A 13,699-nucleotide genomic window follows, 5' to 3' on the forward strand; every position below is an offset into this window, starting at 1 on the left:
AGCCATCACCACGAGCCTTCGCCGTAAGCGAAGGCAATGCTCGCCAATTCCAGATTGTCTTGCCTCGCAGCCTGGATCAGGCTGGCTCACATGAGGACTCACGGCACGATAAGCGGATCTGAGCTGCTGCTGGGTGTGATCGCGATCCGGCTCGCAGTCCTCGTCCTGGTGGGCTGGAGCCTGACGCTCCTGCCGCGGCAGGCGCGTGACACCGAAGTTGCCTGTTTCCCCTCGCCGCCGATACGGATCGAGGCGCAGTCTTCGGCGAAGACGCCCGGTCCACGCGTTGCCGATGCCGCACTCGATGACATGCGTCTGCACGACTAGGCCGTTTCCAAGCAAGGCCGGTATGTGAGCGTGGCGTAGGACAGCGCGCGTACTTGCATTACCATTGCACCCCAAGGCCGCACTGATCAATCAGCGGCCGGCCGAGGAGCAGATCAATGGAATACCGACGCTTGGGCCGGTCAGGCCTCATGGTGCCCGCTTTGAGTCTTGGGACCGGCACGTTCGGCGGCGTCGGCCGCCTTGCCGCCTGGGGCACGACGGACGCAACCGAAGCGCGGCGCCTTCTCGATATCTGCCTCGAGGCTGGCGTGTCGATGTTCGACACCGCGAACGTCTATTCGCTCGGCGAATCCGAGCGCGTTCTCGGCGAAGCCATCAAGGGCCGCCGCGACAAGGTGCTGGTCTCGACCAAGGCGACGTTCCGCTTCGGCGATGGCCCCAACGACATCGGCTCGTCGCGGCAGCATCTGCTCACCGCCATCGACGCCTCGCTGAGCCGGCTCGGCACCGATTACATCGACCTGTTCCAGCTCCACGGCTTCGACGCCTTCACGCCGCCCGAGGAGGTGCTCAGCACCCTCGATGTGCTCGTGCGCGCCGGCAAGATTCGCTATGTCGGCGTCTCGAATTTTTCGGGCTGGCACCTGATGAAGTCCCTCTCCGTCGCCGACAAGCACGGCTTCCCGCGCTACATCGCCAATCAGACCTACTATTCGCTGATCGGACGCGACTATGAATGGGAGCTGATGCCGCTTGGTCTCGACCAGGGGCTCGGCGCCGTTGTCTGGTCGCCGCTCGGCTGGGGACGCCTCACCGGAAAAATCCGCCGCGGCCAGCCGAAGCCCGAGGTGAGCCGCCTGCCCAAGACGGCCGAGTTCGGTCCGCCCGTGCCGGACGAGCACGTCTATCGCGTGGTCGATGCGATCGACGAGGTCGCGAAGGAAACCGGCAAGAGCGTGTCGCAGATCGCGCTGAACTGGCTGCTCCAGCGTCCGACGGTGTCGACACTGATCATCGGCGCGCGCAACGAAGCGCAGCTGCGCGAGAATCTCGGCGCGGTCGGCTGGTCGCTGACCAAGGACCAGATCACCAAGCTCGATGAGGCGAGCAAGGTGACGCTACCCTATCCCTATTGGCACCAGCGCGTGACCTTCACGGACCGTAATCCACCGGCGGTCTAGCCGCCGGTCGATCTGCCTCGGCGCGGGCTTATTGAGCTCTACATCTGGCGCAAGATGACCGCGCCGGTCGTGGAGACCGGTTGCGGAACTATCGCGGTCCTGTCCGGTTGGCGCAATACTCCGCCAGCTGGCACGTTTGATTCGCCAAACCAGACGCCGCTCACAATGTCGACAGTCACGATCGAGCAGGCCGACGGCCTGCCGCTGCCGCAGCGCCGATGGGCCATCCTCACCATCGCGCTCGGCATCACGATGTCCGTGATTGACGGCGCCATCGCCAATGTGGCGCTGCCGACCATCGCGGCCGACCTCAAGGCGAGCCCGGCCTTCTCGATCTGGATCGTCAACGGCTACCAGCTCGCCATCACCATCTCGCTGCTGCCGCTCGCCTCGCTCGGCGAGATCGTGGGCTACCGGCGCGTCTACCTGGCCGGACTTGCACTGTTCACCATCGCCTCCGCCCTCTGCGCCGTCGCGCAATCGCTGCCGATGCTGACGATCGCGCGCATCATCCAGGGTTTTGGCGCGGCCGGCATCATGAGCGTCAACACCGCGCTGGTCCGCTTCACCTATCCGCATGCGCTGCTCGGGCGCGGCATCGCGCGCAACGCGCTCGTCGTGGCGGTATCGGCGGCGGTCGGGCCGACGCTGGCATCGGCCATCCTGGCCGTCGGCAGCTGGCCCTGGCTGTTCGCGATCAACGTGCCGATCGGTGCGGTCGCGGTCGTCCTCGGCGCGCGGTGCCTGCCGCACACGCGTCTGGCGGCGCATTCGTTCGACTGGCAGAGCGCGGGGCTGAGCGCCGTCACCTTCGGCGTCGGCATTTTCGCGGTCGACAGCGTCGGCCATGGCGAGCCCCTTCTCACCTGCCTGATCGAATTCGCCGTCGCTGCGGTCGCAGGCGCCGCCCTGATCTGGCGCGAGACGCATATGGCCGCGCCGCTGCTGCCGGTTGATCTGCTGCGCATCCCGATCTTCGCGCTGTCGATCGCGACCTCGATCGCCTCCTTCTGCGCCCAGATGCTCGCCTTCGTTGCGATACCGTTCTACTTGCAAAGCCGCTTCGGCTATTCGGCCGTGCATATGGGGCTATTGATCACGCCCTGGCCGATCACGGTCGCGTTCGCCGCCCCGCTCGCCGGGCGGCTGGTCGAGCACTACCCGGCCGGCCTGCTCGGCGGCATCGGCCTTTTGCTGTTCGCGGGCGGGCTCGCCTCCCTCGCCATGCTGCCGGCCGAGCCCGGCGCCTTCGACATCGCCTGGCGCATGGCCCTCGCCGGCTTCGGTTTCGGCCTGTTCCAGACGCCGAACAACCGCACCATGATCGCGGCCGCCCCGCGCGAGCGCACCGGCGGCGCCAGCGGCATGCTCGGCACCGCCCGGCTGCTCGGCCAGACCACCGGGGCCGCGCTGGTCGCGCTGTTCCTCGGCCGCTATCCGCAGGAAGGAACCAGGATCGCGCTGCTGGCCGGCGTCGGCTTTGCGCTATGCGGCGCGCTGCTCAGCATGTTGCGCCTGTCGCCCACCGGCGCGCGCGGCGCCGAGCATGTGCGGGTGCAGGACGGGCAGCGGATGAAGGGGGATTGAGCGCACGACACCTGGTTTCAAGCGAGGCGCTGCCGGCTTCGCCAAAACAAAAGGCCGGCTTTTCAGCCGGCCTTTTCGATTCATGTCGCTCGCGATCAAGCCTTGACCAGCGGGCCCTTCGAGGTCGGCCCCTTCGAGCCGCCGGGGCCGCCGCCCGGCTTGGACTTGCCCGGCGGGCGCTTGCGGGTGCCGGGCAGCTTTTCCTGCTTCGGCGTGACCGGCCCTTCGACGAACTCGAAGCCGATCTTGTCCTTGGTCTCGTCGGCCTCGTCCTTGACGAGAACGACGCGGACATGGCCGCCGCCCTTGAGCTTGCCGAACAGCACCTCGTCGGCCAGCGGCTTCTTGATGTGCTCCTGGATCACGCGTGCCATGGGACGCGCACCCATCTGCTCGTCGTAACCGTGCTGGACCAGCCAGGCCTTGGCGGGTTCGGACAGCTCGATGGTGACGTCGCGATCGCCGAGCTGCGCCTCGAGCTGAAGCACGAACTTCTCGACCACGGTGCCGATCACCTCGACGCTGAGATGGCCGAACGAGACGATGGCATCGAGACGGTTGCGGAATTCCGGCGCGAACTGCCGGTTGATCGCCTCGTGGTCGTCGCCTTCCCGCTTCGAGCGCGTGAAGCCGAACGCCTGCTTGGCGAGATCCGCCGCGCCCGCATTCGTGGTCATGATCAGGATCACGTTGCGGAAGTTGACCTGCTTGCCGTTGTGGTCGGTGAGCCGGCCGTGGTCCATGATCTGGAGCAGCACGTTGTAGAGGTCGGGATGCGCCTTCTCGATCTCGTCGAGCAGCACGACGCAATGCGGATGCTGGTCGACGCCGTCGGTGAGCAGGCCGCCCTGGTCGAAGCCGACATAGCCGGGAGGCGCGCCGATCAGGCGCGACACGGTGTGCCGCTCCATGTATTCGGACATGTCGAAGCGCAGCAGCTCGACGCCGAGCGTCGCCGCGAGCTGCTTGGCGACCTCGGTCTTGCCGACGCCGGTCGGACCCGAGAACAGGTAGCAGCCGATCGGCTTCTCCGGCTCGCGCAGGCCGGCACGCGCCAGCTTGATCGAAGCGGCAAGGGACTCGATCGCCCTGTCCTGACCGAACACGGTGCGCTTCAGGGTCTGCTCGAGATGCTTGAGCACCTCGGCATCGTCCTTCGACACGCTCTTCGGCGGGATCCGCGCCATCGAGGCGATCGTGGTCTCGATCTCCTTGATGCCGATGGTCTTCTTGCGCTTGTTCTCGGCCACCAGCATCTGCGCCGCACCGGACTCGTCGATCACGTCGATCGCCTTGTCGGGCAGCTTGCGGTCGTGGATGTAGCGCGAGGACAGCTGCACCGCAGCCTCGATCGCCTCGTTGGTGTATTTCAGCCGGTGGTAGTCCTCGAAATAAGGCTTGAGGCCCTTGAGGATCGCGATCGCATCCTCGACCGTCGGCTCGTTGATGTCGATCTTCTGGAAGCGCCGCACCAGCGCGCGGTCCTTCTCGAAGTGCTGCCGGTATTCCTTATAGGTCGTCGAGCCCATGCAGCGGATGGTACCCGAGGCGAGCGCCGGCTTGAGCAGGTTCGAGGCGTCCATCGCCCCGCCCGAGGTCGCACCCGCACCGATCACGGTGTGGATCTCGTCGATGAACAGGATGGCGTTGGGATGAGCCTCGAGCTCCTTCAGCACCTGCTTCAGGCGTTCCTCGAAGTCGCCGCGATAGCGCGTGCCGGCGAGCAGCGTGCCCATGTCGAGCGAGAACACGGTCGCAGCCGCCAGAACCTCCGGCACCTCGCTGTCGACGATGCGCTTGGCGAGACCTTCCGCGATCGCGGTCTTGCCGACGCCGGCTTCGCCGACGAACAGCGGGTTGTTCTTCTGCCGGCGGCACAGCACCTGGATCGCACGGTTGATCTCGGAATTGCGTCCGATCACCGGATCGATCTTGCCGTCGCGCGCCTTCTTGTTGAGGTTGACGCAATAGGTCTCGAGCGCCTCGCCCTTCTTCTTGGCGTCCTCGTTGCCCTTGGCCTCGGTCTCCTCGTCGACGCCGCGAACCGGGCGCGCCTCGGACACACCAGGCCGCTTTGCGATGCCGTGGCTGATGTAGTTGACGGCGTCATAGCGCGTCATGTCCTGCTCTTGCAGGAAATACGCTGCATGACTTTCACGTTCGGCGAAGATCGCGATCAGCACGTTGGCGCCGGTCACCTCTTCGCGACCGGACGACTGCACGTGGATCACCGCGCGCTGGATCACGCGCTGGAAACCGGCCGTCGGCTTGGCATCGTCGGCGCCATCCGTCACCAGATTCTCGAATTCGGTCTCAAGATAGTTGACGAGGCTCGTGCGGAGCTTGTCGAGATCGACGCTACAGGCGCGCATGACCGCAGCTGCATCGGAATCGTCGATCAAAGAGAGCAGAAGATGCTCGAGCGTCGCGTATTGGTGATGACGCTCGTTTGCGATCGCCAGTGCACGATGCAGGGATTGTTCAAGGCTTTGGGAAAAAGTCGGCATTCGCGTCCTCTATGGCCCCCACCATCATGATCGCCATCGCCCGGTCAGGCAACAACAACCTTTGTCACATATAGTTATACAAGATCGCGGCGAAAGACCGGTTCCGCGACTCGGCAGCGACACGCCTGCGGTATTTTCAATGCAAAACCCGTTCCGATTTGGGCAGGACTACCCATTTGGGCAGGATTGACGCGCGCGCCGATGTTCGCCGGATCATGCAGCGGGATCTGCTGCCGTCACACACCACACAAACAGAACCACTCTAAGGAACGCGACGCGCGATTACTTCTTTTCCATCACGCATTGCAGCGGATGCTGGTGCTTGCGGGCGAAATCCATCACCTGCGTCACCTTGGTCTCGGCAATCTCGTAGGTGAACACCCCGCACTCGCCGATGCCGTGGTGATGGACGTGCAGCATGATCTTGGTCGCAGCCTCGACATCCTTCTGGAAGAACTTCTCGAGCACGTGGACGACAAATTCCATCGGCGTGTAGTCGTCGTTCAGGATCAGCACGCGATACAGGTTCGGCCGCTTGGTCTTGGGCTTGACCTTGGTGATGACCGACGTGCTCGGCGCAGTCGGGCCGCCCGAGCGGTTGTCGTCATTGCTCATACGCGGAGCGTGGGCAGCGGCTGGCGCGGACAGGTCGAGTCTGGAAGACAGGTGCGGCATGGCTCAGGTGTTCAAATTCCCAACGGAAGCGGATAACGGCTCGCCGCGCAACCCCGCCCTCCGGAGCTTCGCACTGGCGCGCCGCCTTGTTGGATCGCCGCTCCCGACGGATCCGGTCCAGCCGGATCGTTCGCTAGCAATATGGGCCTGCCCCCGGCTCGCCGCAAGCGTGCAAAGGTCTGGCCGATGCGGCCGCGGCGGTCCCGACTCCGGTCCGGGCGATCCTGGCCAAGGTTAATCAATCCGGATCGATTTGACAAAAATTTCCGCCCACCCGTTTAGAACCTGTTGACCAGGAACCCGGCTGCAACGCGGCCGCGACGGTTTCTCGCGGGGTATCTCCGGTTTTCTACGGCCCCGTTTACCTGCCGTTCAAGGGCTTGGCGCGAAATCGGGCAAAATTTACAGATTTCGGGGATCGTCATGTTTCGCCTGCCCGTTATCCGCCGTCTTGGTCGACAGCTCGCCCGCTTTGCAGCGGCCGAGCAAGGCAATATCGCCGTGATCTTCGCCATCGCGCTGGTCCCGGTGCTGACATTCATCGGCGCCGCGGTCGACTACAGCCGTGCAGTCCAGGCCCGCACCTCGATGCAGGCCGCCCTCGACTCCACCGCGCTGATGCTCTCCAAGGACCTGTCGACCGGCGCCATCACCACGTCGCAGCTGAGCACCAAGGCGCAGCAGTATTTCAACGCGCTGTTCACCGGCACCAACGCGATCCCGACCGTCAGCGTCGCGGCCACCTACACCGCGAGCACCAGCATGGGCTCGACGATCCAGGTCACCGGAAGCGGCACCTACACGACCAGTTTCATGAAGATCGCCGGCTTCCCGACGCTCGACATCGGCACCACATCCACCAGCGCCTGGGGCCTGGTGCGCATGCGCGTCGCCATGGTGCTCGACAACACCGGATCGATGGCCGACGACGGCAAGATGCCGGCGATGCAGACCGCCGCCAAGAACCTCGTCGATCAGCTCAGCGCCCTCGCCAAGACCAATGGCGACGTCTACATCTCGATCGTGCCGTTCGCCAAGGACGTCAATGTCGGCGCCAGCAATTACAACAAGTACTGGATCGACTTCAGCGACTGGGACGCCGCCAACGGCAGCTGGAGTTGCACATCGGGCAGCAACAATAATTGCAACAATTGGAAGTGGACGCCGGCCGATCACAGCACCTGGACCGGTTGCGTGGTCGACCGCGACCAGGACTACGACACCAAGAACACCACGCCGACCAGCGGCAATGCGGGGACGCTGTTCCCGGCCGACCAATATTCGTATTGCCGATCCGGAAGCTCGGCCTATTTGCAGCCGATCGTGCCGCTGAGCTACGACTGGTCCTCGCTCAAGACCGTGATCGACAACATGAAGCCGACCGGCAACACCAACCAGGGCATCGGGCTCGCCTGGGGCTGGATGACGCTGTCGACCGGCGATCCCATGAACGCGCCGGCCAAGGACACCAACTACACCTACAAGGACGCGATCGTGCTGCTCTCGGACGGTCTGAACACGCAGAACCGCTGGTACAACAATGCCTCGCAGATCGACGCGCGGCAGAAGAAGCTGTGCGACAACGCCAAGGCCGCGAACATCACGATCTACACGGTGCAGGTCAACACCGGCCACGATGCGACCTCGAGCGTGCTGCAATATTGCGCCAGCAGCTCCGACAAGTTCTATCTGGTGACGTCGGCGGACCAGACCGTCTCGGTGTTCAAGGACATCGGCACCTCGCTGTCCAAGCTGCGCGTGGCGCGCTGAGGCCACCCGCCACAACAACAAAAAAAGCCCGGCTGGATCAGCCGGGCTTTTTGATTCCAGGATGACCGGGAAGGCTTAGTTGGCGGCCGGGGTGAACTTCGAGACGATGGTCTCGACCGGCTTGAACGCCTGCTTGGCGAGGTCGCTGTAGAGGCCGGCGATCTTCTGCGATTCCGCCACGAAGGTCTCGTAGGCGGAACGGGCGAAATCGGTCTGGGCTTCCATGGCCTTGTCCAGCGACTTCACGCCGGAAAGCTTCTCGACGAAGGACTTGGTGTCTTCGAACGACTTCTTGGTGTAGTCGCCATAGGCGCTCGCGATCGCCTGGAGGCCGTGCTGCACCGAGGTCGCGGAGGCGACGCACTGCTCGAACTGCTCTTTCCCGTAGTTCTGGAAGTCTTCAACCTTGAACATTTCGCAATCCTTTTCCCTGGCTCTTGTCGGGAAGCCCCGGCTCCCTGACTCTGCCCACAATTAGTGCAACGCACAAAAATGTCAAGAATCTTGTGCGACGCACAAAAACAGATGCACGCATAGATGCAAGTCGCGGAAATTCCCGGGCTTTCTCGCAATGGTTCCTTAAGCTTTTGGAAACCGCGGCCCCCTACCCTGATTCCCTGGACGTGTTCAGCTTCCGCAGGCGGTCAAAAGCCGTTTGAGAACATCACCTTAGCCAGAACAGCGGCTCAGGCCGAACGTCTCCCGTGGCGAACGCCAGCGGAGGGACAGCTTGAGCAGGTAATGATCCCGGGTCCAGTGGGCACAATTTCGCCTCACGAGCCGGTGATCAAGTGAGAAACGGGGACGGGGTTCCATGCTTCGTAAAAGCTTGTCTTCCTCGCGCTTGGCGCGGGTCGGCGTTTTCGGGCTTCTTACAGTCACCACTGCAGTCATCTTCACCACCGACGCGGCCGAGGCGCGGCGCCATCGCCGCCAGCACGTGAGCCATCGGGTGCAGCGCGATGTCTCCGAGAGCTCCAGCCCCAAATTCGCGTCTATCATCGTCGATGGCAATTCCGGCTCCGTGCTCCAGGCGACCAGCCCCGACGGGATCCGCCACCCCGCCTCGCTGACCAAGATCATGACGCTCTACCTGCTGTTCGAGCGCCTGGAGTCCGGCAAGATGAAGCTCGACACCGAGATGCCGGTGTCGCAGCACGCCGCCGATCAGGATCCGACCAAGCTGAACCTGCGCGCCGGCCAGACCATTCGCGTCGAGGACGCGATCAAGGGTCTCGTCACCCGCTCCGCCAATGACGCCGCCGTGGTTATCGCCGAAGCGATCGCCGGCGACGAGGACGATTTCGCCGCGATGATGACGCGCAAGGCGCGCTCGCTCGGCATGTCCAGGACAGTCTACCGCAACGCCAACGGCCTTCCCAACGACGAGCAGGTCACGACCGCACGCGACCAGGCCACCCTCGGCCGCGCCATCCAGGAGCGCTTCCCGCGCTACTATCGCTATTTCGCGACCTCGACGTTCAACTGGCGCGGCCAGTCGATCCGCAACCACAATCACCTGCTCGGCAGCGTCGAGGGCGTCGACGGCATCAAGACAGGCTACACCCGCGCCTCCGGCTTCAATCTCGTGAGCTCGATGCGCCGCGGCAACCGCCACCTGATCGGCGTGGTGCTCGGCGGCCGCAGCGGCGGCTCGCGCGACGCGATCATGCGCAACCTGCTCGCCGAGAATCTCGAGAAGGGCGCAACCACCCACACCGTCGCCGCGGTCGCCGAACGCAACGGCGCAGACGCGAGCAGCGACGTTGCCGATGCCTCGGACACCCCGGCCCGTCCCGCGCCGCAGGTTCAGGCCGCGGCCGCCCCGGCTCCCGAGACTGCCCAACAGCGTCTCGCCTCGCGCCTGTCGACGCTCGCCGCTGCGACCGCGGCGATGCCGCCGGCTCAGCCCAAGCCTGAAGTCCGGCCGACCGAATCCAAGATCGAGCCCGCGCCGCTCACCAATGGCGTGATCTCGAGCCAGCCGCTCTCGATCATTCCCGGCTCGTCCGAGCCGATGAAACCGGTCCGGGTCAAGACCGTCCAGGTCAAGGCCGGCGCCGTGAAGGTCGCCTCCGCCGCCCCGGCTCCGGTCGCTCCGCAGGTTACCAGTACGATTGCGGCTCGCTCCGACGTTGCGGAAACCTCCGGTGCCGTCGTCGCCCGGGCCGATTTGATCAATAAGCCCGAGCCCCAGAACCAGCCGGAAGCGCCGAAGGCTGAGGTCGCCCGCGCCGAGCTGCCGCGTCAGCCGGCGGGCTTTGGCACCGGCAACGGCATCCTCGGCGTGCTGCCGGCCGGAACCGCCGCCGCTCCTGCCCCGGCGGCTGCGAAGCTCGCGTCCGCCGATCCGGCGCCGCAGCCGATCCAGATGAGCGCCACCACCAAGCCGGTCGTCACCCATAGCGGCTGGATCGTCCAGGTTGGCGCGCTCGAGAGCGAGACCGAAGCCCAGCATCGCATCGACGCGGCGCGCAACTCGGCCCGCGGCCTGCTCAGCAAGGCCGATCCGTTCACCGAGCCTGTGGTCGCCAAGGACAATCGCAAGCTCTACCGCGCCCGCTTCGCCGGGCTCGAGCGCGACCAGGCCGAGGCCGTCTGCCGCGCCCTCAAGCGCGCCGAAATCTCCTGCATCACGGTCCGCAACTGACCTGCCGGACCTTTCCCAGAGCAAATGCCCGCGCCTTGCGCGGGCATTTTTCGTTTGCGATGCGGTGACGCCAAAGGCTGTTCCACGACAACCTCTCGTCAAGATTTTACGGTTAAAACTTTACGCAAGGGATCGACCACGCCGATAATGGCGGGCATCAGGGCGACGGTAAACGGAGAAGCGGAGCTGACGCGGTACGGGCGTTTGTGGCGTGTTGCCGGAGTTAGCCGTTATGCGTACGAAGCAGAGTATCCTTGGCCTCGTTTACACGGGCAGCGAGATACGTCGAGCCCCCCTGGTCGGGATGGAGTTTCTTCATCAGGGACTTGTGAGCCCGGCTGATGTCGTCGCGCCCCGCGCCCGGCTGCAAGCCAAGGATCTGATAGGCTTCCTCCGCCGTCATTTTGCCGCCCGGCGCCGCGCCGCGCTGCCGCCCTGCCGCATCGCTTTGCGCGTTCTGACGCCAAGCGGGAAACCGGCGGTCCAGATAGCTTTCAAGTAAGGCCACGCTCTCGGCGTCGAACGCCGGGACCATCGCCAACAGACCAGCGAGATCGAACTCGTCGAGGTCGCGCCCGGCATTGGGCCCGGCGACGATCTGGCCCGCGAGCTGGCCGGAATCGTGGTCGAGCCGCATGTCCAGGAACTGCGAGCGCACGCGCGAGGCCTGGCCGGTCGGACGCGTCCCGCCGCCGCCGAACAGCCCGCCGACATTGCCGAAGCCCGCGTTGGCCAGCGGCGTCCAGCCGAGCAGCCCAGCTCCCATGATTCCGAGCGGGATCGCCACCGCCAACTCACCCCGCAGACCCGTGAAGGCCGCGACGGCCAGCGCGACGACGCCGCCGCCAAACTTGATGGTGCGCGCCAGCACCGCCGGATTGGCGGAGCGGAACATCTGGAGCAGCAGATAGAGCGTGATAACGGCGACAGCGCCGGCGATCAGGGTCATGGCCGGAATATAGTCGCCCTGTTGTCAAAAAGCATGGCGTCCTTCGCTCACGTCCACGATCGGCTGATGACACGAGACGTTCGTTTGCCGATAAGCGCCCTGTCCGATCATTCCGGCACGCCCAGCGGTAACTAGGACCGCATCAGCACCGTAGAGGTATGAGCGAGCTGTTGGGGGAGACCATGAGCAACGGATTCAAGCCGCCGATCGTGCCAGCCGCCTTCTTCGGCATCGTGCTTGGGCTTGCGGGCCTCGGCAATGCCTGGCGCGCGGCGCACCAAGTCTGGCAACTGCCGGCGATCGTCGGCGAAATCCTGCTCGGCCTTGCGTCCATCGTCTGGGCGCTGCTGATCGTCCTGTTCGCCCTGCGCTGGATTTTTGCGCGTGCCGAGTCGCTCAGCGAAGCCCATCACCCCGTGCAGTGCTGCTTCATCGGTCTTGCCGGTGTCTCGACCATGCTGATCGCAATCGCAGCCGAGCCCTATTCGCATCTTGCCGCCCTCATGCTGTTCGGCTCTGGCGCCGCGTTCACACTCGGTTTCGCGCTGTGGCGGACGGGGCTGTTGTGGCGCGGTAACCGCGATCACACCGCAACGACACCGGTCCTTTATCTGCCCACCGTTGCCGGCGGCTTCGTCACCGCTGGCGTTGCCTCGGCGCTCGGCTACCCCGATTGGGGACAACTGGCTTTCGGCGTCGCCTTCTTTTCCTGGCTAGCGATCGAATCCGTGCTGCTGCACCGGCTCTACACCGCCGCGACGCTTCCCGTCGCGTTGCGGCCGACGCTTGGCATCCAGCTCGCGCCCCCCTCGGTCGGCGCGGTCGCCTATCTCGCGATGAATGGCGGCGTGCCCGACATGGTCGCGCATGTCCTGGTCGGCTATGGGCTGATGATGGCGCTTTTGCTGCTCCGCCTGCTGCCCTGGATCATGGAGCAGCCGTTCTCGGTGTCCTATTGGAGCTTTACGTTCGGCGCGACCGCGCTTGCGATCGCACCGGTCCGGATGGTCGGACATGGCGATACCGGCGCGACCGCACAGCTTGCGCCATGGCTGTTTGGCGCCGCGAACATCGTGGTCGGACTGACCGCCCTCGGCACGCTGCGCCTGATCCTGCAGGGACGGCTGTTGCCGCCGCCGGTCGCGGCGCCATCTCCGGCGCAGGCCGCGCCGGCTTAAAGCGCGATGAGATCAGGATGAATCGTCATCGCGCTTTAGCTTGTTGTTTGCGCATGACCTTTTCGGAAAACCGCTGCGCACTTTTCCGGATCACGCTTTAGCCTACTTCATCTGACCGATCAGCCTGGCCGCGCCGCTCTCACCCTTCGCCAGTTTCAACAGCGCCTCGCGGCCGCCGACAGCGTAGGCCGCGGCAGCGCGCAGCAGCTCGCGCAGTTGCGCCGCCGCGCCGGGATCGAACCGGCACCAGGCGCCGCCGGTCAGTCGCGCGATCTCGCGAAACGTCCGCTCGGCCACGGTGTCATCGCCTTCCTGAAACAGGAACACCGGCACCTTGAGCATGCCGAGCTCGCCGGCCTTGGCGCAGAGGTCGTCGACCTTCTCCTCCATGGCGTCGCCGACGAAGACGACGGCGCGCACGCCGGAGACGACGGCCTCGCGCCGCGCCTCGCTCAGTACCTTTCCGATCTGGGTGTCGCCGCCGCGGCAATCGATCTTGCTCATCAGTGTCGCAAGCTTGCTGCTGTCGGAGATCCACCCCGTGGCGCGGCACTCGTTGAAACCGCGATAATAGACCAGCCGGATGTCGAGACTGCCGAGAGCCGCGGCTTCGCGGAACATGTCGGCCTGGAGCGCGCAGGCCATGTCCCAGGTCGGCTGCCGGCTCATCGTCGCATCCAGCGCGAAGATCAGCCGCCCCTTCGCGCCGGGCGCATGCGGCGACAGGGAACGTGCCCTGGCGACGAAGGCGGCGATGTCCTCCGAGGTCGATGTCCTCGCCTTCGGCAGCCCACCGTCCGCTCGCGCCGAGACGGCCTCGCCACCATGCGGTTTGATCGGTTCGCCCGACATCTCTGCTCTTCGCCTTGCGTGAGCAGCTAATGTGGTCAGCAACGACGGCCCGGTCAATGTGC

The 13,699-nt window shown here is 65.0% G+C and carries 11 protein-coding genes; 6 read left to right on the forward strand and 5 right to left on the reverse strand.

Annotation, left to right across the window (positions count from 1 at the left end):
• The first annotated feature begins 90 nt into the window (after positions 1-90).
• The 3 genes from WN72_RS28120 to WN72_RS28130 all read left to right on the forward strand — a co-directional run bounded on the left by WN72_RS28120 (position 91) and on the right by WN72_RS28130 (position 3,056).
• Positions 91-327, forward strand: a complete 237-nt coding sequence (locus WN72_RS28120) for a hypothetical protein (RefSeq protein ID WP_092220150.1) — start codon at positions 91-93, stop codon at positions 325-327.
• 116 nt (positions 328-443) lie between these two features.
• Positions 444-1,469 (forward strand): aldo/keto reductase, encoded by a 1,026-nt coding sequence (locus WN72_RS28125; protein WP_092220152.1) that lies wholly within the window; start codon positions 444-446, stop codon positions 1,467-1,469.
• Positions 1,470-1,634: 165 nt separating this feature from the next.
• Positions 1,635-3,056, forward strand: a complete 1,422-nt coding sequence (locus WN72_RS28130; RefSeq protein ID WP_092220154.1) for an MFS transporter — start codon at positions 1,635-1,637, stop codon at positions 3,054-3,056.
• Positions 3,057-3,151: 95 nt separating this feature from the next.
• Here WN72_RS28130 and clpA read toward each other — a convergent pair whose 3' ends face one another.
• Positions 3,152-5,563 carry an ATP-dependent Clp protease ATP-binding subunit ClpA gene (clpA, locus tag WN72_RS28135; protein WP_027559690.1) on the reverse strand — a complete coding sequence of 804 codons (2,412 nt, stop codon included), beginning with the start codon at positions 5,561-5,563 and terminating at the stop codon, positions 3,152-3,154.
• Positions 5,564-5,845: 282 nt separating this feature from the next.
• Entirely contained in the window at positions 5,846-6,178 is a 333-nt protein-coding gene (gene clpS / locus WN72_RS28140) for an ATP-dependent Clp protease adapter ClpS (protein ID WP_027559691.1), read from the reverse strand.
• Positions 6,179-6,661: 483 nt separating this feature from the next.
• On the opposite strand from clpS, the gene WN72_RS28145 reads away from it, so the two are divergent.
• Positions 6,662-8,008, forward strand: coding sequence for a vWA domain-containing protein (locus WN72_RS28145; RefSeq protein WP_027559692.1), 1,347 nt, complete (start codon positions 6,662-6,664; stop codon positions 8,006-8,008).
• Positions 8,009-8,083: 75 nt separating this feature from the next.
• Here WN72_RS28145 and WN72_RS28150 read toward each other — a convergent pair whose 3' ends face one another.
• A complete protein-coding gene (locus WN72_RS28150; protein ID WP_024341049.1) occupies positions 8,084-8,422 on the reverse strand; it encodes a phasin family protein in 339 nt (112 codons plus the stop codon).
• 400 nt (positions 8,423-8,822) lie between these two features.
• On the opposite strand from WN72_RS28150, the gene WN72_RS28155 reads away from it, so the two are divergent.
• Positions 8,823-10,658, forward strand: coding sequence for a D-alanyl-D-alanine carboxypeptidase (locus WN72_RS28155; protein WP_092220158.1), 1,836 nt, complete (start codon positions 8,823-8,825; stop codon positions 10,656-10,658).
• A gap of 223 nt (positions 10,659-10,881) precedes the next feature.
• On the opposite strand, the gene WN72_RS28160 is transcribed toward WN72_RS28155, so the two are convergent.
• The gene (locus tag WN72_RS28160; protein ID WP_027559694.1) at positions 10,882-11,607 is read right to left on the reverse strand and encodes a DnaJ domain-containing protein; all 726 of its coding nucleotides are present in this window, start codon (positions 11,605-11,607) and stop codon (positions 10,882-10,884) included.
• Between the two features lie 182 nt (positions 11,608-11,789).
• On the opposite strand from WN72_RS28160, the gene tehA reads away from it, so the two are divergent.
• The gene (tehA, locus tag WN72_RS28165) at positions 11,790-12,785 is read left to right on the forward strand and encodes a dicarboxylate transporter/tellurite-resistance protein TehA (RefSeq protein WP_167336497.1); all 996 of its coding nucleotides are present in this window, start codon (positions 11,790-11,792) and stop codon (positions 12,783-12,785) included.
• A 102-nt stretch (positions 12,786-12,887) separates the two neighbouring features.
• On the opposite strand, the gene WN72_RS28170 is transcribed toward tehA, so the two are convergent.
• The gene (locus WN72_RS28170; RefSeq protein WP_027559696.1) at positions 12,888-13,637 is read right to left on the reverse strand and encodes a vWA domain-containing protein; all 750 of its coding nucleotides are present in this window, start codon (positions 13,635-13,637) and stop codon (positions 12,888-12,890) included.
• Between the last annotated feature and the right edge of the window lie 62 nt (positions 13,638-13,699).

This window comes from Bradyrhizobium arachidis (assembly GCF_015291705.1).
Lineage (GTDB): Bacteria > Pseudomonadota > Alphaproteobacteria > Rhizobiales > Xanthobacteraceae > Bradyrhizobium > Bradyrhizobium arachidis.